General features: G+C 56.1%; 18 protein-coding genes. 13 read left to right on the forward strand and 5 right to left on the reverse strand.

The features are described from left to right. Positions 1-35: 35 nt before the first annotated feature. The 3 genes from melA to DL346_RS25440 form a co-directional block, all read right to left on the reverse strand. The gene (gene melA / locus DL346_RS25430) at positions 36-1,448 is read right to left on the reverse strand and encodes an alpha-galactosidase (RefSeq protein ID WP_112885201.1); all 1,413 of its coding nucleotides are present in this window, start codon (positions 1,446-1,448) and stop codon (positions 36-38) included. 327 nt (positions 1,449-1,775) lie between these two features. Beyond that, positions 1,776-2,852: a Gfo/Idh/MocA family protein gene (locus DL346_RS25435; protein WP_112885202.1), complete on the reverse strand. Its 1,077-nt coding sequence runs from the start codon at positions 2,850-2,852 to the stop codon at positions 1,776-1,778. Positions 2,853-2,857: 5 nt separating this feature from the next. Then, entirely contained in the window at positions 2,858-3,952 is a 1,095-nt protein-coding gene (locus tag DL346_RS25440; protein ID WP_240633419.1) for an FG-GAP repeat domain-containing protein, read from the reverse strand. A gap of 174 nt (positions 3,953-4,126) precedes the next feature. Here DL346_RS25440 and DL346_RS25445 point away from each other — a divergent pair, with 174 nt between their 5' ends. The 9 genes from DL346_RS25445 (at position 4,127) to DL346_RS25480 (ending at position 12,130) form a co-directional block, all read left to right on the forward strand. Continuing rightward, complete coding sequence (locus tag DL346_RS25445) at positions 4,127-4,954, forward strand: helix-turn-helix transcriptional regulator (RefSeq protein WP_112885203.1); 828 nt, start codon at positions 4,127-4,129, stop codon at positions 4,952-4,954. 73 nt (positions 4,955-5,027) lie between these two features. Then, positions 5,028-5,591, forward strand: a complete 564-nt coding sequence (locus DL346_RS25450) for a hypothetical protein (RefSeq protein WP_112885204.1) — start codon at positions 5,028-5,030, stop codon at positions 5,589-5,591. Between the two features lie 112 nt (positions 5,592-5,703). Beyond that, positions 5,704-6,573, forward strand: a complete 870-nt coding sequence (locus DL346_RS25455) for a phytanoyl-CoA dioxygenase family protein (RefSeq protein ID WP_112885205.1) — start codon at positions 5,704-5,706, stop codon at positions 6,571-6,573. A gap of 48 nt (positions 6,574-6,621) precedes the next feature. Next, positions 6,622-6,792 (forward strand): hypothetical protein, encoded by a 171-nt coding sequence (locus DL346_RS29190; protein ID WP_165822671.1) that lies wholly within the window; start codon positions 6,622-6,624, stop codon positions 6,790-6,792. Between the two features lie 327 nt (positions 6,793-7,119). Then, positions 7,120-7,752: a hypothetical protein gene (locus tag DL346_RS25460; protein WP_112885206.1), complete on the forward strand. Its 633-nt coding sequence runs from the start codon at positions 7,120-7,122 to the stop codon at positions 7,750-7,752. A gap of 18 nt (positions 7,753-7,770) precedes the next feature. Then, positions 7,771-8,481, forward strand: a complete 711-nt coding sequence (locus tag DL346_RS25465; RefSeq protein WP_112885207.1) for a class I SAM-dependent methyltransferase — start codon at positions 7,771-7,773, stop codon at positions 8,479-8,481. Positions 8,482-8,487: 6 nt separating this feature from the next. After that, entirely contained in the window at positions 8,488-9,123 is a 636-nt protein-coding gene (locus tag DL346_RS25470; protein ID WP_112885208.1) for an ATP-binding cassette domain-containing protein, read from the forward strand. Between the two features lie 24 nt (positions 9,124-9,147). Next, positions 9,148-11,055, forward strand: coding sequence for a phospholipase D-like domain-containing protein (locus DL346_RS25475; protein ID WP_112885209.1), 1,908 nt, complete (start codon positions 9,148-9,150; stop codon positions 11,053-11,055). A gap of 124 nt (positions 11,056-11,179) precedes the next feature. Beyond that, positions 11,180-12,130 carry a hypothetical protein gene (locus DL346_RS25480; RefSeq protein WP_112885210.1) on the forward strand — a complete coding sequence of 317 codons (951 nt, stop codon included), beginning with the start codon at positions 11,180-11,182 and terminating at the stop codon, positions 12,128-12,130. Between the two features lie 56 nt (positions 12,131-12,186). Here the strand turns inward: DL346_RS25480 and DL346_RS25485 are convergent, their stop codons facing one another. Further along, on the reverse strand, positions 12,187-13,194 hold the full coding sequence (locus tag DL346_RS25485) for an NAD-dependent epimerase/dehydratase family protein (RefSeq protein WP_112885211.1): 1,008 nt from the start codon (positions 13,192-13,194) through the stop codon (positions 12,187-12,189). 92 nt (positions 13,195-13,286) lie between these two features. Further along, positions 13,287-14,567, reverse strand: coding sequence for a ParB/RepB/Spo0J family partition protein (locus tag DL346_RS25490; protein ID WP_112885212.1), 1,281 nt, complete (start codon positions 14,565-14,567; stop codon positions 13,287-13,289). A gap of 330 nt (positions 14,568-14,897) precedes the next feature. On the opposite strand from DL346_RS25490, the gene DL346_RS25500 reads away from it, so the two are divergent. The 4 genes from DL346_RS25500 (at position 14,898) to DL346_RS25515 (ending at position 20,420) form a co-directional block, all read left to right on the forward strand. Continuing rightward, positions 14,898-15,725: a sugar phosphate isomerase/epimerase family protein gene (locus tag DL346_RS25500; protein ID WP_112885214.1), complete on the forward strand. Its 828-nt coding sequence runs from the start codon at positions 14,898-14,900 to the stop codon at positions 15,723-15,725. Between the two features lie 16 nt (positions 15,726-15,741). Then, entirely contained in the window at positions 15,742-16,611 is an 870-nt protein-coding gene (locus DL346_RS25505) for a VOC family protein (protein WP_112885215.1), read from the forward strand. A 196-nt stretch (positions 16,612-16,807) separates the two neighbouring features. Beyond that, the gene (locus tag DL346_RS25510; RefSeq protein ID WP_112885216.1) at positions 16,808-18,556 is read left to right on the forward strand and encodes an ABC transporter ATP-binding protein; all 1,749 of its coding nucleotides are present in this window, start codon (positions 16,808-16,810) and stop codon (positions 18,554-18,556) included. Beyond that, entirely contained in the window at positions 18,549-20,420 is a 1,872-nt protein-coding gene (locus tag DL346_RS25515) for an ABC transporter ATP-binding protein (protein ID WP_240633420.1), read from the forward strand. The genes DL346_RS25510 and DL346_RS25515 overlap by 8 nt, the downstream gene beginning before the upstream one ends. The last annotated feature ends 104 nt before the right edge of the window (positions 20,421-20,524 follow it).

A 20,524-nucleotide genomic window follows, 5' to 3' on the forward strand; every position in this document is an offset into this window, starting at 1 on the left:
CCGCCATTGATAGGCGGATTTTTTTGCAAGCAGCTTTACTTCGCCAGCTCACCGAACCGGGAGTAGACGGCAAGCGCCGGGTCGATCGGCACCTCTGCGCGCTGCACGTTCGCCGGGATATGGACGGTCGGCGTCGGACGCGGAAGCCTGCCCTCGAACTGAGGCAGATATTCCTGCTGGGCGATGAGCATTTCCGTTACCATTTCACGGATTTGCTTGAGCGTGAGCACGGAGGACGTGAGCGGGTCCATCGCCACCGCCTGCACGACCGTTTCGGGATCGCCGCTCTTCGCGGCCAGCACGGTGAGGCGCTGCACGTTAATGTTGGTCATGTTGAGGGCGGCGCATTGCGGCGGCAGTTCGCCGACAACGGTGCGGTGCAGGCCGTTGCGGTCGGCGAAAACGAGCCCCTCGGCGCAGCAGTCGTCCGGCAAGTTCGAGATCATGCCGTTGTTGCGCAGATTGCCGCTGAATTTAAAGGTGCGGCCCGTTTCCAGCGCTTCGATGATATAGGCGCAATACTCGACGCTGCGCTGCGGGAGGTCGAGCGGCTCGTCGGCCAGCACATCCTTCTCGCGGTACTTGTTCGCTACATAGGTGCACCAGGTGTAGTACGCGCCGCTTTCGCCGCCGAAGGACGGTTCGTCGCAATAGAGGTCGAGCGCCTGCCGGCTGGAGCGGAACCACGGCACATATTCGGACAGATGGCCGGTCGATTCGGTCATGAAATAGCCGAAATGGCGGAACACTTCGCCGCGCACCTTTTCGTTCACGTAAAACTCCGGCTGTTCGAACTTCTCGCGCAGAATCGGGTAGAGATCCTGCCCTTTATGCGACAGCTTCGTAAACCAGCCCATATGATTGATGCCCGCGGAGACGTAGTCGATTTCGTGCTTCGGCACGCCGACATAGCCGGAGATGAGGTCAAGCGTCGTCTGCACGCCATGGCAAAGACCGACATACTTGATCTTCGTTTCCCCGAGCGCCCAGCAAATCATCGCCATCGGATTGACATAGTTCAGCAGCGTCGCATCCGGACAAAGCTCTTCCATGTCTCGGGCAACATCGAGAATGATCGGAATGCTGCGCAACGCGCGGAAAACGCCGCCCGGCCCGAGCGTATCGCCGATGCATTGGTCGACGCCGTAGGAGAGCGGGATTTTGTAATCCTTCTCGAAGAGATCGACGCCGCCGACTTGGAAAGAGGTGATGACGTAATTGGCGCCGCGCAGTGCCTCCCGGCGGTCCGTCGTAATCGTTACCTTCGATTTCAAGCCGTTATGGGCAATGACCTTATCGGCAAAAGCTTTCACCTGCGCTGTCTTGCTCGTCGACGGGGCCATCAGGACAAACTCCGTCTCCTCCAAATCCTTCGTCGCCATTATGTCCAGTATCAGCGTTTTGCAAAATACAATGCTGCCCGCGCCAATGATCGCGATTCTTCTCATCGCTCGTTTCAGCTCCTTCAACGTTTTTTTGCGGTGCCCGGGTGGCCGGCTCACCGTACTGCGTGCCATGCCTGTTGGCTAACGAATCGTATGGTGCTTATTTTCGCGAAAACGGCCTTTTTAACGACCTAACGAACTCCGCCAGCCTTATTTAACGTTATTAAAGCAAGTTGGAGTGTTCCAGAGGCAAATAACGCTTCTGGAGTTCGCAGGCATTTTGCCTAAATAAGCACGACTGAGTTCGTTAGCCGACTCGACCGTGGCACGGGCCTGTACCTACTAAAGCCGCGCGGATTCCGGCACAGCCTGCGAAGTCCGTTCCGTACCTTAAGTACTCGCGGGCTGCTGCCCGTACGTGCGGGACATGAAATCGATATAGGAGCGGGCGAGGATGAGATCCTCCAGCGCCTCCTTGGATGTGCACGGCGCAGGGCGTTCGCCGCGGACGGCGGCGAGGAAGTTCAGCGCCTGGTTGCGCATGGCCGAAACGTTCGGCATGATCGGCTGCACGATTTCCGGCTGGCCCAGCTGCGGATTGTCCTTGTAGATCGTCACCTTGCCCGCTTGCTGGCGTACGAGCGGGGCAGGGATGTCTACGCGGACAAAACCTTTCTCGAATGAGCACAGCACCTGCTCATGCCATTCAATAGAGGTGTGGTACGTCGCCATTTCCAGCGTCACGGTTACGCCGCTCTCGCTCTCGCCGACGAGCAGCAGGCCTGCGCGGTCGCCGAACGTCAGCTTGTAGTTCTCGCCGAGGAAAAAGCGGATGGCGTTCACCTGATGGATGTAGTAGTTCACGAACGTATCCAGCTCGCGCGTCTGCTGCTCCGTATAATCCGCCGGTCCTTGCTCAAGCACAAGCGCAGGATAGGGATCGCCGGCGCTAAGCGGCATGTCGGCCCCGGCAACCCAGTCGCCCGGAGGCATGACAACGCGGATGCTGCGCAGCTTGCCGTAATCGCCGCTTGCCTTCCAAGCGTCGACTTCCCTCTTGGCGCGCTCCATCGCAGGGTCTGACCGTTTATGATAGCCGACCATATGAAGCGTGCCGGTTTCCTCGCTGATGCGCACCAATTCCCGGCCGGCCTCAACGGTCAAGCAGAGCGGTTTCTCCGTAAACACCGGAATGCCCGCCCGCAAAATATCCGGAATCAATGCCGGGTGATGCCGGTATTGCTGCGGCGCGACAATCGCATCTACCTGCACGTTCGCAAGCAGTTCGTGGTGGTTTGCATACACTTCGGGAATCCCATACCGCCGGGCAACCAGAGCCGCCGATTGGGGCCGCACCTCCGCCAGCGCGACAACCTCGCATTGATCCTTCAGCACCGCATAGTTGCTCAGGTGCGCCATCTGCCCCATGCCGCCGCCGCCGACAAATCCGATTCGTAATTTGCTCATGATCGCTAATCCTCTCTTTTTCCGAGATTTTCAAATAAATAGAGACCGTCTTTGCCTGGTGCGACGATGTCTGGGTAGCCGTTGCCGGTCAGGTCCTGCACCCAAAAATAGATGCCTGCGCCCGACGCCTCGCCAGCCGGCCCGAAATCGATCACATGCTTCATAAACTTGCCGCCATCTATTTTGTAATAATAGAGCCCTACAGGGTCGTGAGCCCCGGGATCGCCATCGTTATGGGCGCGGTACCGTTTGCCCGTAATCAGCTCCGGCTCGCCGTCAAGGTCGAGATCCGCAAGCCATAGGTCATGAAACTGCGAGCCCGTCATGTCGATTTCGTGCTTGGTCCACGTCCTAGAGCCGTCAGCGGCACATCCTTGCTCATACCAGTGCAGCCCGTAGTCATGCGCTTGGCCGACAATGAGGTCGGTCAGTCCGTCGCCGTTCACGTCATAACCGAGAACCGGCACGCTTGCGCTGCCCAGAGAGAATTCGGGATGGAACGTCCACAAGCCGGCAAAAGGATCCTCGGGCTGCTCCAGCCACCCGCCCGACAGCACAATATCCATGCGGCCGTCACCGTTCACATCGACGATTCCCATGCCGTGACCGCTGGATCCTTCGCTAATGGTGTATTTAAGGAACTCACCGGTTCCTTTCCCATCCGCATCCCGGACAAGCTTGTAGAACGACTGAGGCATGCCCGGCGTATTCGGGAAGATCTCCGGTACCCCGCACCCGTCGATGTCGTAGTAGCGGATCGTCTCGATGCTTCCGCATTTGTCGATGTCGAACGTTTCCCAGGCAGTGCCTGTTTCGCCAGGATTGCGCCGCCATCGGAGCGTTTCGCCCCACCATGCGCCGGTAATGATATCGAGCCGGCCATCGCCGTCGACATCCATCGGATAGTCGGAGAAATCATCGTGATATTCGGAGATTTCCAACACGTCGCATATAAAATGCTTCTTCGCATAGCCGGGCCCTTCATACCAATAGGCGCCGCTGACGATGTCGGGAATGCCATCGCCGTTCACGTCGAACACGGCGCATGCCTCGTATTTTTCCTCGGACAGCTGTCTCTTCTTGAACTCGAGCACCATCATGCACGCTCCTTGGCAAACTATTTAATGTTGTACGTCGTTCTTGTTCTGGATTATGCTGTAATCATAGATTGCAAGCGTTATCTATATTAGGGTATGACATCGATTCGGGTGAAACAATAAGAGAACTTGGGCAAAAAGCTATCGATTCTTGCGATATTGCATGGGGGTGATCAAGTGGGGGAACCGACCATTTTTCGCAGTCAGGCCGTATTTCTGGGCGGCAGTTCGTTTGATTTGAGCGGCGGAGCGAACTGCTTCATGCTGGAGCTGCACAAGCACGACGCCAACAGCGAGATGCTGCTGATCGAAGAGGGCGAAGGGGAGTTTGAGATCGACGGGAGAAGCTATACGGCCGGGGCGGGCACGCTGCTGATCTATCACCGTGGGGTGTGGCATAAGGAGTTGTCCACGAAGCATCCTTTTCGCGCGACCTATATCGGGTTTCGCGGTCTGCAAGTCGGGGAGCTGGCGACGGACTTTTTTCTTCCTCCTCATGAGGTGCCGCTGCTTCAGCTGCATGACCAGCTGCCGGCCGTTCGCAAGCTAATGCGTGATTGCATTGCAGAGTTTCGCAAGCAGGAGCCGGAGTCGCAGACAATCGCGAACCATTACCTTGGCATTCTCTTCGCCAAGCTGGCGCGTCTTGCCCACTATAGCGATGCTGCCGAACGGTCGCGCGTGCCTGCTAAAGAAGCGGTCTGGAAGGCAAAGCGGATTATCGAGGAAAATTACAGCGCGCCGCTTACGCTGGAGTCGCTGGCCGAGGAAACGTATCTGAACAAATATCATCTCGCGCACCTGTTCAAAGACGAGATTGGCGTCAGCCCCATCCAGTTTCTCATTTACTGCCGGATGGAGGCTGCGAAGCGTTACCTGCGCACGACGAAATTGCAGGTGAAGGAGATTGCGGAGATCGTCGGGTACCAGAGCGAGCCGTCTTTTTACAACGTGTTCATGAAAGTAAACGGCGTCACGCCGCGGAAATATAGGGAGGGCAGCTAGAGGGGGGCGGTAACCTTTTCTCGCTGAGCAGCGTCTTGAAATCAAGAAGACTGTACCAGGGAGGTCGCGATCGATGAAAAGGATCATCATCCTGCTGTTTGTTCTGCTATTGTCGGCATGCGGAAGCTCCGGACGCAAAGAGAAGGAAGAGGCCGCCGCCGATCCCGCCGTATTGGCGAAGATGTCTGCACCGAAGCTGGTGCATAAGGACGACTTGTTCGAAATGAAGCTGAACATTGCCAAAACCACCTTTGCCCAGGATGAGCCGATCGTCTATTCAACCAGCCTGACCTATATCGGAGAACAAGACTCGATTACGATATGGGGAGGCCGCACGTACATCGGTTTTAACATTTCAGACGGGAAAACGTTTCGGATGGAAGGGGCGAATACGTCGGAGCTGGCTTCTACCAAGCTTGCAAAAGGGGTTACGACTGAATATCCGTTCTTCAAGAGCGGCGGTTTCGGCGCGGATGATCCCGATGCCGAATTCTGGCGTGAATTTTATGCGGAAAAGGAGTTGCGTCTGCCTCCGGGCAACTATCTGATCTCGGCGTTTTGCGACTTTTCGCTTGATGAATCGGTGGTAGATAGCCGCTATAACGGCGAGGTCTATACGATGATTACGGTAGAGTAGGCTTTCGATAGGCGGAACTTTTGATAAATTTTTGGAAGGGGGACCAAATACAGCTGAGCGGCGCGGTGATATAGTTAACACATAAAGGACTCTATGTTATGGAGGTAGTGGCATGGCTATACACCGCGAAACGCGTGGAGGTTTGACGAATGAGCAGCTTGAGCAGTATAACCGGGACGGTTATCTGGTATTGGAAGATTTGCTAAACGACGAGGATATGGCGGCGCCGAGGCAGGCAATGGAACAGAAGGTGTCCATGATTGCCGATGATCTATTCGTGAACGGGCTGATCACGGATAAGCTGGAGAATGAGCCGTTCAAATACCGGCTGGCAAAGCTTTTCGACGGACTGACGGATAAGGATTTTTTGAAGTTTGGCCGAGGCTGGCGCGACCGGATCGAAGGCTACTACCACCTTCTAAGCAATCCGAAAATCATCGATGCGGTCGAGTCGCTCATCGGGGATGAAATTTTCTGCAGTCCCGTTTACAATGTGCGCCCGAAGGTGCCGCGCGTTGCCGCTGGAGCGGTTCCATGGCATCAGGACAAATCGTATTGGCCGGACTCCAACGCCAATCCCGTCATCACCGTCTGGATTTCATTCGTGGATGCTACCCTTGAGAACGGCTGTCTCCACATTAAGCCGAGAACCCAGAACGCCAAGCTGCTTGAATGGCATGCGGAAACGTACAGCGGCACAGGCTATACGGCGCTGCACGAGCACCAGCTTGGCCCACGCCAAACGGTCACGCTGCCGGTCAAGGCAGGCACCGCCATCCTGTTCAACGACCGGCTGCTCCATATGTCGACGCCGAACCATTCCGATCATGTCCGCTGGAGCGTCGATCTGCGCTATCAGCCGACGGACCAAGACCCCATGCCGCAGCACGGGGCAGGCTTCCTATGCCGGAGCGGCAAATATCCGGAGCGCGTCGCAACGCTTGAAGACTGGATGGCCGGACGTCCGGAGCGTGAAGCGTAGCCGGGGCAGCCGCGAGGCGGCGCAGCGCGGAAACGGCGGGGCTGCGCCGTGGGTGCGTACCGCGCGGTAGCGGAAACGGCTGCGCCGCATTGCGCGTTGCGCGATGGCGCCATGTTGAGCGTCGTGCAGTTGCGGCAAGGCTGCGGCTTGACCCGCAAGGGCAGCGGCCCAAAAACTTGCCGGGCATCCAGCACATCGGCGGCTAACGAACCGTATTGACCTTATTTCGCCGAAATCGCTCCTTGTTTGAATCTAACGAATCCAGGTGACGCTATTCTGCCGATTCGGGCCGATTTTCGCGAGTTTGGCCTGGGATAGCGTCTCTGAGGTTCGTTAGATTTCCGAATGAGGCTATTTTGCCGAAATAACGTCATCTGAGTTCGTTAGCCGTGTTAATGAGTTAATAAAGCCGAGTTCTCGGGCTAAATTGCCCTTGGACTCGGCTTTTTTCTCTAAAAAAAGGAAATTCTTCATTCGTTTGCGAATAGTTAACAGAATAAACCAATCCAAAGAGGATCTACCTGCGCATACGGGAGGATTAGAACGATGAAGATGGCGAACATGCTGCTGCCGCTGATGTTGGCGGTTTTGCTGCTTGGTGGCTGTAACGCAAATCATGCAGTCGAACCCGAGCCCGAACCAAGCTCGATAGAGACCATAACGGCCGAGACGGCGGCAGTAAAAGCAGTAACCATTTCCGATACGGACTATTCCGTTATAAGAGCTGCCGGCGCGGATCGGATTATGATTTTCGAATTGCGCGATATCGCTAAGTTCGGCAAGCTGAGCTTCTGGACGGATCATTACGTCGATGGCGTCTTTAAAGAGAAGCTGCTCGCGATGGCGATCGGCCAGCTGACGGATGCTCCGGAGGGCGAATTGACCCGACTCTATTTGACGGCTATGAAGCTGGAGGATAACAAGGAGCTGTGGACGCTGGGGGTAAGGCAAGGCAGAAGGGGCGTCTACAGTGCCAAGTACACGGCTTTAAATATGACGTTCGACAGCAGCATGAATTATCCGCTCGTCAACGAATGGACGGAGACGGGAAACGGCCCGCAGGCATTAGGCGTGATCGTGCTGGATAACGGCAAGAACGAGATGAGCACCAGCTCCAATGTGGAAGAAACGATTAAAAGCTATAAAGACGTTTACGTGCTGCGGTTTCAGACGGAGTAGCAAGGAGAGTGGCAACAGATGACTCATTTTCAGAAAGCGCGAGCGCAAGAAATCGACTACCATGCAACGCTCTATCGCAAGACGCTGCTGTTTGAACCCGGAACCTGGCTGGCCAAGCCGGTAAAGGCCGTCATGGAGCAGCTGTTGGAATTCGACGAGGGTGAGCGACTGGACGTGCTTGATCTGGGATGCGGCATTGGACGCAATAGCATACCGATGGCGCAGCTGTTGAAGCGGAACGCCGGCGGAACGATCGTTTGCGTCGATCTGCTGCCCATTGCCATTCAGAAGCTGGAGCAGTATGCGGAGCAATATGACGTTCGTTCTATGCTGCAAACGGCAGTTGCGGACGTCGAGCACCTTGCGATCGAACGGGATACGTACGACTACATCGTTGCTTGTTCGTGTCTGGAGCATGTTTCTGGCCGCGATGCTTTTGCAGCAGTGGTGAAGCGGATGATGCAAGGCACGAGACCTGGCGGAATTAATTGCCTGCAGATGAGTACCAGCGTAATAGAAAGCGATGTCGAGCTTGGCGCGGCGCGCCAAGGCATGATCGAGCTTTATTTGGATACCGAAGAGGCGGTCCGGATGCTGCGAGATCTTTACCGGGATTGGGAGATCCGCATCGAACGCTGGATTCCGCAAAGCATCGTGGAACAAAAGAACGGCCGCGTGATCGAGTTTAGAGGCAATTGGCTAACGTTTGCTGCGCGTAAAGGAGGCTAGAGCAGATTGAACATCAGGGGCATCATTCTAGAAGGCTTCTCCAATGCAGGCAAAACCTCGCTGCTGCGGGCCATCAAGCGGCTTCAGGCGGAGGACGGGGCCGCGGAGAGCAGCGTTGTCGTTCTCGGCGAGCACTATTCGCAAATTTTAAATCTCGTACGCGGGTCGTTCGTCAGGCTGTCGCGCGAGGAGCATCTGGAGCTGCTGCGCAGCCGGGTCGGGATGCTGAAGCAGTTGAATGAGTGGGCGGTACAGCTCGGACCGCATTCACGGAAATCTAGAGGGTTGTTTTTTGTGCTGGAGAGGTTCCATTTGAATCACCGGGTCGCTTTTGCAGATGCGGATCCTGCCGAAATTACGGGCATTGAAGAGGACCTGGCGGCGCTTGGCGGAAAATGCGTCCTGCTAACGATTTCGCCTGAGGTAGCGGAAGAGCGGATCAAGAGCCGGGTTCCGGCAGAATGGGCCGGTAAACCTCGCGATGAGATCGGGCAGGCATGCCGGGAACTGCTGGAAACCCAGGAGCAGCTGCGCGCGCAAGCGCGTATGTCCAAGGTAGCGACGATGGAAGTCAATACGGACGGGAAAAATTGGGATGAACTCGCGAGATGGATCATTGCAAGGGTAGACGAGCAGGAATGAACGAGAACGCGGGGAGGTAGACAGGTGAGCGGCAATTTGCAGCGGGCTGCTGCGCTTCGGCATATAGAGCAAGTCATGGCCGCGTTTAGCCGGCCCTGGTACATTGCAGGAGGCTGGACGATCGATATGGCCGTCGGCGAGGAAACCCGGACGCATAAGGACATGGACATTTGCGTGTTCAGAGAGGACCTCGCGTATGCTGTCGGCTATTTTCATGAATGGGATATTCAGGTCGCGGTACCCGGCGAGCACCGGCTGATTCCCTATCGCTCGCCCGCGGATATGGAACTTCCGAGATATTGCCTGCACTTATTTAAAGGCGGCGAGTTTCTGGAGATTTTGGTGACCGAGCGGGAAGGCGATGAAGTGATTTTTCGGAAAAACCGGGCCATCCGCATGGCGCTTCGCGATTTCGCCTTAGGGGATGCCGCCTGGCCCTATGTTAATCCGGCTTGGCAGCTCTTGTTCAAAAGCTTGAGTACTCGGCCGGAGGACGAGCATGATTTTGATGTGTACTGCAGACGTGTGACTGACGAACGATCTAAGCGGTGGCTGCTCGCAAGCATGCGGACCGCCGGCGGCAACCCGGGCTGGATCGAGCGTTTGGCGATAAGCTCTTTAGTCATCCCACCCCCTCAGAGTGCATCATACCCCGTTCGCCCCGGAAATGTTCTGTACCCGCTCATCGACGGAGAACCTGCATTCCGCCGCGTTTGCGAGGCGATTGAACATGCAAAACATAGCGTTTGGGCAACTGTAACGTTTATGTGGGCGACGTGCCGGATGCCGGACGGAAGAGGTACGCCGCTCGATGTCCTTAATCGGGCCGCCGAAAAAGGCATAGACGTTCGCGTCATCTTCTGGCGCCCCGATCGAGAAACGGAATACCTGAAAACAAATGCTTTTTGGGGGAACTCTGAACATTTCGAGAGGCTGAGAGCAAGCCATTCATCCATTCTCGTCCGTTGGGATCGAGCCCAGCCGGGATATTGCCAACATCAGAAGAGTTGGCTTATCGATGCCGGAACTGAATCAGAGACCGCGTTTCTAGGAGGAATCAATCTCAATCCCCATTCAGTGGTCGCGCCCGGCCATCGCGGCGAAGGCCAAAATCATGATGTGTATATAGAGCTTGCCGGACCCTCAACGGTCGATGTCCATCATAATTTTGTGCAGCGCTGGAACGAAGCGAGTGAACGGGTTCAGCCCGATGGACGATGGGGCGCGGGCAGCGAAATCGATCTTGCATTTCCGACAAGGGTACCTTGCCGAAGAGGAGACGCCATCGTTCAAATTCAGCGGACGATCCATAGCGGTCGGCTTGCCAACAGACATGCGGCGCCTCAAGGCTCTGCCTTTCCTATTGAAGCAGGCGAACTCTCGAATTTTGACCAGTATTGCTCTGCAATAGAAGCAGCCCGTACTTCGATATATATCGAGAACCAGTATGTCGCGGTTCCGGAGATCATCGAGTGCTTGCATCAAGCTCTGCTGCGCGGCGTGGAAATTGTTGTCGTAGTGCCGGCGGAAGACAAAGCCCCTGAACAATTGTCCAATCTAGCGGCATTCGGTAATTTCACATTAGCAGGCATCGCCGGTTTAGGAGACGATGGTATCCGTAAGCCGGTTTGGATTCACTCCAAGCTTATGCTAGTCGACGGAGAATGGGGCACTGTTGGCTCATGCAACCTGCATCACTATTCTCTTTTCGGCAATTGCGAAATGAACGCGGCTTTTTGGGACCGGAATTCGGTTCGCGCTCTTCTTGACGAGCTGCTCTCTGAGCATCTCGACAAAGATGTGTCCCAAATGGACGCTCGTTCTACATTGCGGCTCTTCGGTAAGATTGCCAGACACAATCGCCGACTATTTGAAAATGGCGAAAGCAACTGGCAAGGTCTCGCATTTAGCCTTCTGCCAATAATTCAATAACTGGCGCAAATGGATCTGCTGCCCCCACGAAAAATGCTGCTGTCAGAAGACGGCAGCCTTGTTCCTTTTCCCCCGTTGGATAGGGTATACTCGGGTTTAAATAATGGAAGAGGGGGGAACCTGCATGACGACAGAAAAAAAGAATGATCGGGGCGACCTCGCCCGAATTCTCGGGGAATTGGGGCAGGACGGGCTCATCGAGACGTTAGCCGAACGACTGTCCGGCTCGGATTTCAACACGCTGCTGCTGGAGGTGTTCCGGCGGCGCGCGGCGCGGCGGTCTCCCGTCGAGCTTCTTCGCAGCTACAAAGAGAACCGCTTCGTGAAGCCGGCCGTCGTCGACCCGCTTGCGCTGAAGCAGCTGGAGATCGATCTGCTGCGGATCGCGAAGCGGCATGCGTTCGAGCCGGTGCAGTTGTCGCCTGTCGCGCCGCTCGGCTCCTGCTCGGCGATCGCGCCGGCTGATCAGAACAAAATCATTTCCGCCCTCCGGGGAACGGAGGTCGTGGCGGATGTCACGAACCTGATCGCGCTGCATATCGCGGACGGCATCAAATCGGGAAAGCTGCGGAATGAGCCGGACCTGCTCCGCTACTGTACGACCCACCGTCATGTGCGTGCGCAGAAATTTCCGGATGCGCCGGGCTTTTTGCCGCATTTCGGCCTTTATGCGATGGTGACCGCCGGACGGGACGGCGGCTCTTACTCGTTTGAGATCCAGGCGTTGTGGGAGCATATCTCGGTTTACCGCGATATGTTCCAGACGCAGTTTGGGGCCGGGATCGAGATTATATTGAATGCCCGTCCCGGTTATCCCGACGGGGAGGAGCTGCTCGCCCGAACGGTGCGGTTCCTGGCGGAGCAGGCGCCGGAGCTGGCGGTTACCGTCAACCCGGAGCCGAACGGCAACGCGTATTATAAAGGATTGCAGTTTACTATTAAGACGACGATTGGCGGTCAGGTGCATTACATTGGCGATGGCGGCTACGTCGATTGGACACAGCAGTTGTTAGGCGGTAAAAAGGAACGGATGCTGATCAGCGCGATCGGATTGGACCGATTGCTGCTCCCTTAACGAAAAGAAGACCCTGAGGCCGCGCAGCCGCGAGCCTTCAGGGTCTTTCCGTTTTATTACGCTTTAGCGGCGTTGGCCAGCGGTGCAAAAGCTCCGTGCCACGCTGCGATAATTTCGTCTTCCCACGTCTCGTTATCGGAGTTCGGGATACGGCCTTCTTGCTTCATTACGTCGAACACTTGGCGCATGCCCTCTTCGAGCGATACCGTCGGCACGAATTCAGGCACATCGCGCATCAGCTTCTCGCAGCTGTAGTAGTCGTTGTGCGCAAAAATCTCTTCGCAAATGCCGAAGCGGCCCGAATCGATCGATTTCAACGTTTGCAGCGGCACGCCGATGAGCTCGACTTCTTTGCCAAGCACCTTCATCGCCAGCTTATGATGTTCTTCCCACGTAATAAACCCGCGAGGCACGACGTTATACGTTTGGCCGACGCAGTGGGCCTTGCCGAGAACGCCGACGAAAGCTTTTGCCGCATCGTCTACATGAAGGAAGGAGTGCAGCGCTTTGCCGTCGCCGCAGATCAGAATCGGCTTGCCTTTAAGAATGCGGTCAATCCATGTGAAGTCCCACGCCACTTGGCGGAGAATGCCGATGGCCGGGCCGTATGTCGTGGACGGCTTCAGAATCGTGACCGGGAAGCCTTCGCGGTAATAGGCTTCCATTAGCGCCTTATCGGCATCAACCTTGCCTTGGCCGTATCCGCTGATCGGACGAAGCCGGTGATCCTCGCTGACAGGCAGCCATTCATACTCGACGCCGTACGTGCAAACGGTGGAGCATTGGACAAAATGCTTCACGCCCCGGAACGCGCGGATGCTGCTCTCCGCATCTTCTTTGTTAAAGCTGATCATATCGATGGCTGCGTCGAATTTCTCCTGCTGCATCGTTTTCTCGAATGTTTCCCGATCTTGACGGTCGCCGTTAATGATGCGAACGCCCTCGGGCAATTGAACGGCGCTTTGGCCGCGGTTATAGCAGGTTACCTCGTGGCCTTGCGCCACCAGCAGACGAACAATGCTTGTACTAATATTGCCGGTACCGCCTAGGATAACAACTCTCATTTCGGATATATCCTCGCTTTCTCGTCTAAAAAAATGCTTGAAGAAAACCTCCTGCTAATAGTACCACAGGAGGCCGTCCAATAGGCAATAGGTTATAGCAGCAGTCCGTTCGCGCGGGCAGCCGCTTGTTCGCGGAGGGAGCGCCAGGCTGCCCCGCGCTGCTCCAGCTCAATCAGCAGCTGGTCGACGCCAGCGACAAAAGCATTCAGCTGCTCGTAGGACGCCGCCGTATCCGGCATGCGGTCCGGTGCAGGAAGCGCGGACAACAGCTGCCGCGCTTCCTCGAGCACAGCCGCCAAAGCTGCGCCCGAGCTTGCGGCCGTCGCCGCCTCGGCGGCTGCCGCGGCAAGGGCGGCGCCGCTTGGGGCCGCCGCAGCTGCGCCTGCGTCCGCCGTGAGCGGCGCCTCGGCTGCGCCTGCGCCCGGCGCAGCTCCCGCCGAGCGGCCGCTCGCAACCGCGGCCGCTGCGCTGCTCGCGCCCGCGTCCGGCGCTGTGCCGCCTGCGCCCGAGCCCGCTGCACCGCCAGTCGCGCTAGCCGCCTCGGCACTCGCCGCCGCCTCGGCACTCGCCGCCGCCTCGGCCGCCAGCCGCGCTTTCTCGGCCTTCGCCGCAGCAGCAGCCTCGGCTCTCTCCGCCTTCAGCTCCGCGGCGCGCTCGCGTTCCGCCTTGTTCTGCTGCACGGTCGACCACGTTTGCAGCAGCTCATGGCCGGTCTTGTACAGCAGCTTGTCCTTCGTGCCGGACGAAATGTCCTTGTCCTTGAACAGCTTCGCGATCTTCTTCACATCGCTGACCGGCAGCTCGTCCCTTGCGATAATGAGCGCGAGCGGATCGCGGTGCTCGATCGGCAAATCCTTGATCGGCAGCAGCTGATCCTCGGTCAGCTTATCCTTGCGGATTTCCGTGCCGCTCACGATCAGCTTGCGCACGGAGCCTCCGAATTTCAGCAGCTCGCATTTGTTTTTGATATAGCTCTCCGGCTTGCCGAGCTTGCTCGAGAGATATTTGATCGAGCTGTTGAACCTCGATTCGTTCATCAGCTTATGGAACGCTTCCGCCTCCTCGATCGGCGAGAAGCCTTCGCGCGTCAAATTCTCTGCGATCTGTTCGAGATAAATTTCCATTTCATCGGTCGCATTCGATACGATGCAGGGAATCGTCTCTTTGCCGAGCATTTTGCTCGCTTTATAGCGCCGGTTGCCGTAGATGATTTTATAACGCCCGCTTGCAGTCGTCCGCACCTTGATCGGGGAGAGCAGACCGAGCTCGTCGATGCTCTTCATCAGTTCCTGCAGCGCTTCCTCGTCAAACTGATAGCGCGGCTGGTCGGTATCCTCGTCGATCAAATGCATCGCAATTTGGATGATATCCATATCCATTCCCCCATTATTCAGAAGGTTATGTATGAGTCAAGTAGAGTCAACCCGTATTATATACCAGGAACCCTCCCATGAACATGTTAGCCGGAAGAAAAACCGCCGGGGCTTCCAAATGGAAATGCGTATTTACAATCTTGCAAGCCGCGTGTCTACTTACAAGAATAAGCAAAACGCCAAAAAGGATGGATCACTAAGGATCACTGCCCCATTCGGGCCTCAAATCGGTTATTTTCCGGCTTCCCGAAATTGGTAAACTTTCCGGATTGTGATACGATAAAGACATTTCGTGTTCATGAAAAATCCACATATCGGGGAGGTAGTACAGTGTCTTATTTATCCGTTAGTACATGGAGCTTGCATCGCTTACTCGGTCCGCTGCGGTTTACGGCATGGAATGCCGAGACCGGCAAGCATGAGCAAAGCGTGCAAGAACAGCCGCAGGCGCTCACCTTGCTGGAGCTGCCCGCCGAGCTCGCAAGAAGGGGTTACCAAGCTGCCGAGGTATGCCATTTTCATTTTCCTTCCGTAGAGCCTGCTTATCTGCATCAGCTGCGGGAAGCGTTCAGCGCCGCGAACCTGTCCTTTGACACGCTGCTGCTGGATTACGGCGATTTGACGTCGGAGGATGCAATGAAGCGCGAAGAGGATATCCGGTTCATGCGCGAATGGATCGATATCGCGGCGCTGGCAGGCGCGAAGCAAATTCGCATTATTGCAGGCGATGCCAAGCCGGATCAGGACGAAGCGATCCGCATGTCGGCAGATGCGCTGATCGAGCTTGGCCGCTATGCGACGGAGAAGGGCGTACGCGTCATTTCCGAAAATTTCAAAGCGCTTACGTCCACCGGCTCATCCTGCGTGAAGCTGCTTGAGCGTGTCGGCGACGCGGCCGATTTTATTACGGACTTCGGCAATTTCAAGTATCCGACCAAGTACGAAGAGTTCGCGTTGACCTTGCCGCGCAGCGTTTCCGTTCACGCCAAAGCGCAGTACGACGGCGACGGATTGCCGGATCGCGAAGAATTTATCCGGTGTCTCGAAACGGTCCGCACCGCTAAGTTTAACGGGGCGATCGTGCTCATCTACGACGGTCCCGGCGACATGTGGGCAGGACTTGACCGGATTAAAGAGATCGTAGCGGAATATCTATAACAATGAGGTGATCGGAATGTCGTTTGTAATTGATGCTGGGGCTAGAATCGGCAGCGTGCATTTGCGGGTAAGCCAATTAGAGCGTTCGATCGCTTTTTACCGCGAAGTTGTCGGGCTTCAGGTGCTTGAACGCGGTGAAGGTACGGCTGCGCTTGGCGTATCCGGCGGTTCTGCGCCTCTGCTGCATTTACGGGAAATTCCGAATGCGGCGCCTCTGCCGCGCCGGTCGGGGGCGGGGCTCTATCATTTTGCCCTGCTTGTGCCGGACCGACGAGCGCTTGGACTTGCGCTGCGAAACCTCCTGGCAAGCGGCATTCATGTCGGACATTCCGATCATCTCGTGAGCGAAGCGCTGTACATCTCGGATCCCGACAATAACGGGATCGAAATTTATAGGGACCGCCCGCGCGAGGAATGGAAGCGGGATGCGAACGGGAACATCGTGATGGGTCTAGAGCCCATAGACCGGGAAGACTTGCTGGCGGAAGCCGGGGATGCGCCGTGGGAAGGTCTGCCTGCGGGCACGACGATGGGCCACATCCACTTGCATGTGACCGAGCTGCCGACGACCGAGCATTTCTATACGGATGTGCTGGGCTTCGAGCTTGTCGCGCAAATGGCGGATTCCGCCCTCTTCATCGCGGCAGGCGGCTATCACCATCATATCGGGCTCAACGTTTGGGCCGGTATCGGCGCACCGCTCATTCCGGAAACGGCGCCGGGCCTGGCGTATTTTCAAATCGTTCTTCCAACGGAAGAAGCTCAAATGGCGCTCTTCGCGCGGCTGCAAGCCGCAAGCGTCCCGCTGCGAACCGACCGCGGCACGATCATCGTACGCGACCCGTCCGGGATTGAGATCCGTCTCGCCGTTCAAGGCAGCACTTAATTTAGCCGTCACTTAAAGCCTCTAAATGCCGGCCTCCGGTAGAGGCTTTTTTGCTGAGTAATTTGTGTGATAATTGTGAATTTTTCATCGTCCTACAAAGTTGCATTCCCTTGATAAATCTGGAAGCGTATGCGGAAATATGGTTCTAAAATTGTGTGAAAATATGCAATTCATGGGAATGGAGAGGAGCTGTTACATGGAAGGCCAGCGGGGATTACTTACGTCGTATATTCGTGCCAAATGGTATATCTACGCATCCGGCATCTCGTTTTCGATTGCGGCAAATCTATTTCAGGCATATTATCCGAAGGTACTTGGCAATTTCACCGACCAGCTTCAGCTTGGCGGGCTTACGAAGGACGCCGTACTGCATTACAGCTTAATTCTGATTTGGGTCGGCGTCGCGTACGGCGTGCTGGGCGGCATCGGGCAATTTCACATTATGTACGTGGGCAGGAAGTTTGAGTGGTTTACGCGCAGAAGGCTTTTCGGCCATTTCACCAAGCTCGGCGAGCAATATTACTCCAAGAACGGCGTCGGGAAGCTGCTTAGCTACGTGATGAACGACGTGACGACGGTCAGGGAATCGATTGCGATGGGCGTCAACCAGACGGCAAACGCCACAATGCTGATCATTTCCGTCATCGTCATGATGATTCTGAGTAACATTCCGGTATATCAGATTCTCGTTTGTATTTCGCCGCTAATTTTCATTCCTTGGGTCGTGGTCCGTATCGGTCCGAGTATTCGGAAGCGCTCTCTTGAGGTGCAGGAGTCGCTGGGGGCGATGACGGAATCGGCGGAGGAGCAATTCGGCGGCATCCGGGTCACGAAGAAATTCGCGGTGGAAGACATCATGAACGAGCGGTTCGGCCGGACGGTCGATCGGATTAAGGATAACCAGTTGAAGCTCGTGCGGATTTCGTCTTATTTTCAGGCGCTCATTCCTTTTCTTGGGGCGCTGTCGCTGATCATTGCGCTGGCCTTCGGCGGTTATCTCGCGCTCGCGGGCGCAATTACCCTCGGCAACTTCGTCGCCTTGACGCTCTACGTGCGGATGATGGTTAACCCGCTGCAGGCGATCGGTAACGTGATTAATACGATTCAGCGTTCCCGAGCTTCCGTCCAGCGGCTGAACGATCTGCTGGCGAAGCGGCCGGAGATTGAAGAGGAGCCGTCCGCCGTCGAGGCCGATTGGTCGCGTGAGGTGCTCGCCGTCAATGATCTGTCTTTCACATATCCGGATTCGCCGGAAGAAGCGCTGCAGCACATTTCGCTTCGCCTTGAGCCCGGCAAGACGCTCGGCATCGTCGGCAAGACCGGCTCGGGCAAGACCACGCTCATTAAGCTGCTGCTTCGCGTCTACAATCCGCCGGCCGGCTCGATAACGATCGGCGACAAGGACGTGCGCAGCTTAACGCTTGAGAACCTGCGCGGCGGCATTGGTTATGTGCCGCAGGACGGCTTTCTGTTCAGCTCGACGATCCGCGATAACATTGCCTTCTACAAGCGCAGCGCTGAGCTGTCCCTGGTGGAAAAGGCGGCTAAACATGCAAAAATTCACGACAGCATCATGTCCTTCCCGGATGGCTTCGAGACGAAGCTCGGCGAACGGGGCGTAACGCTATCCGGTGGGCAGCGCCAGCGGACCGCGCTTGCGCGCGGCATGATGATGGATGCGCCGATTTTGATTTTGGATGACAGCGTGAGCGCTGTCGATGCCGTCACCGAGACGGCCATTATTAAAACGATACGCAAGCAGCGCAGGAACAAAACGACGATTATCATCGCCCACCGCATCAGCGCGCTCAAGCATGCCGATGAAATCATCGTGCTGGACAAAGGACGGATTGTGCAGCGAGGAACACATCATTCGCTGCTTCAGCAGGACGGCATCTATGCGATGCTGCATGCGATTCAAGAGGAGGGAAGCGGCGTTGGCTAAAGCGATCGATATCAGACAAACGGATTCGGGCGCGGATCTCGCGGCTCACTCGAACAATCGGCCGAACAAAGCGGCTTATAAGGGCCTGTATCAGTTCGCGAAGCCGCACCGAAAGACTTTTCTGGCGATGTTCGGCTGTATTATCGTGGCGATTGCGGCGGATTTACTGCAGCCTTACTTGGTTAAAGTGGCGATTGACGATCACCTCATGGCAGGCGATCGCAGCGCGAAGACGCTCTTCATCATTGCAGGCATTTATTTGCTTCTTTCGGTTCTTGGCTTTGTTTTTTCTTATTTGCAAAATAACCTGATGCAGCTGGCCGGCCAAAGCATTGTCGCCTCCATCCGCAAGAAACTGTTCCGCCATATTACTCGGCAGTCCATGTCTTATTTCGACCGCGTGCCGAGCGGCAGTCTCATTACGCATGTTTCGAGCGATACGGAGTCGCTCAACCAGTTCTTCACCTCGGTGCTGCTCAGCGTGCTGCGCGACGGCTTGACGCTTTTATTCATTATTGCGTTAATGTTTCAGCTCGATGTGCAGATGACGCTTTACTGCCTCGTTTTGCTGCCGATTATTGCGCTGAATGCTTTTGCATTTCGCTCTTACATGCGCAGGACCTACCAGATGGCAAGAACCAATTTGTCGCGGCTCGTAGCGTTCGTAGCGGAAAATTTGGCCGGGATGCGCATCATTCAAGTGTTCCATCAGGAACGCGAGCAGCAGACGCAGTTCGATGAGAAAAACCAGCTTTACTTCCGCTCCAATATGCGGGAGATTCGCACGAACGTGCTGTTTAACCGCTCTTTCGAAATGCTCGGCAACCTGTCCGTTGCGTTCGTTACATGGCTTGGGGGCAATGCGGTGCTCGGAGAGAGCATCCCGTTCGGCGTGCTTTTCGCGTTTATTACTTATATCCGCCAGTTCTTCCAGCCGATCAACAACATTTCGCAGCAGTGGAATACGCTGCAGTCCGCTACGGTGTCGCTGAACCGGATTTGGAATATTTTCGATACGGTGCCTGAGGTGCAGGATGCGGAGAAAGTCCGGAATGTGGACGTTTCGGCCGTGAAGGGGAAGATTGATTTTGACGGGGTCAAATTCGGCTACAACGATGGCATTCCTGTCATCCATAAGCTGGATTTGCATGTGCAGCCCGGGGAGATGATCGGGATTGTCGGCACGACGGGAGCGGGCAAGAGCTCGCTGATCAGTCTGCTCTGCCGCTTCTACGAAGTGCAGGAAGGACATGTGCGCATCGACGGCACCGATGTGCGGGAGCTGCCGCAGGAGACGCTTCACCGGTTGATCGGCTTAGTGCAGCAGGAACCGTATCTGTATTCCGGCAGCATCATCGACAACGTGCGGCTGTTCGACGAGACGATTACGCGGGAGCAGGTCATCGAAGCCTGCAAACTGGTCGGCGCCGATACGCTGATCGGGCGGATGAAGGACGGCTACGACACTCGTTTGTCGGAGCGCGGGAGCGGCTTGTCTGCGGGCGAGCGCCAGCTGATCTCGTTCGCGCGGATCATCGTGTTCAAGCCGAAAATCCTCATCCTCGACGAAGCGACGGCCAACTTGGATTCGCACTCCGAGCAGCTCATTCAAGAAGCGCTGAACGTCGTTTCCAAGGGGAGAACGACGCTCGTCATCGCGCACAGGCTTTCGACGATCATGGGCGCCGACCGGATCATCGTCATGAGGAACGGCGCGATCATTGAGGAAGGAAACCATCGCGAGCTGCTAAGGCGCGGCGGCTATTACGAGGAGCTGTATAAGCACTCGCAAGGCAGTAATCCACAGCTCGCTGCAGGCGCAGTTGGCGGCAGGGCCTCGAAAAAAAGCTGCGGTGTGGGATAACTCGGGTAGTTATCCCCAGAAAAATGAGGAAATGTGGGTACATTGTGGATAATATTGTGGATAGTGAGCGTTTCTATTCGCTCTAGAGCCGCTGCTATGAAATC

Origin of the sequence: Paenibacillus montanisoli, from assembly GCF_003268025.1 — a bacterium.
In the GTDB taxonomy this organism is placed as follows: Bacteria; Bacillota; Bacilli; order Paenibacillales; family Paenibacillaceae; genus Paenibacillus_Z; species Paenibacillus_Z montanisoli.

Bases quoted from the DNA above. Each gene is read 5' to 3' on its own strand.
- melA (WP_112885201.1), bottom strand. From the start codon at position 1,448: ATGAGAAGAATCGCGATCATTGGCGCGGGCAGCATTGTATTTTGCAAA.
- DL346_RS25435 (WP_112885202.1), bottom strand. From the start codon at position 2,852: ATGAGCAAATTACGAATCGGATTTGTCGGCGGCGGCGGCATGGGGCAG.
- DL346_RS25440 (WP_240633419.1), bottom strand. From the start codon at position 3,952: ATGATGGTGCTCGAGTTCAAGAAGAGACAGCTGTCCGAGGAAAAATAC.
- DL346_RS25450 (WP_112885204.1), top strand. From the start codon at position 5,028: ATGAAAAGGATCATCATCCTGCTGTTTGTTCTGCTATTGTCGGCATGC.
- DL346_RS25455 (WP_112885205.1), top strand. From the start codon at position 5,704: ATGGCTATACACCGCGAAACGCGTGGAGGTTTGACGAATGAGCAGCTT.
- DL346_RS25460 (WP_112885206.1), top strand. From the start codon at position 7,120: ATGAAGATGGCGAACATGCTGCTGCCGCTGATGTTGGCGGTTTTGCTG.
- DL346_RS25465 (WP_112885207.1), top strand. From the start codon at position 7,771: ATGACTCATTTTCAGAAAGCGCGAGCGCAAGAAATCGACTACCATGCA.
- DL346_RS25480 (WP_112885210.1), top strand. From the start codon at position 11,180: ATGACGACAGAAAAAAAGAATGATCGGGGCGACCTCGCCCGAATTCTC.
- DL346_RS25485 (WP_112885211.1), bottom strand. From the start codon at position 13,194: ATGAGAGTTGTTATCCTAGGCGGTACCGGCAATATTAGTACAAGCATT.
- DL346_RS25490 (WP_112885212.1), bottom strand. From the start codon at position 14,567: ATGGATATCATCCAAATTGCGATGCATTTGATCGACGAGGATACCGAC.
- DL346_RS25505 (WP_112885215.1), top strand. From the start codon at position 15,742: ATGTCGTTTGTAATTGATGCTGGGGCTAGAATCGGCAGCGTGCATTTG.
- DL346_RS25510 (WP_112885216.1), top strand. From the start codon at position 16,808: ATGGAAGGCCAGCGGGGATTACTTACGTCGTATATTCGTGCCAAATGG.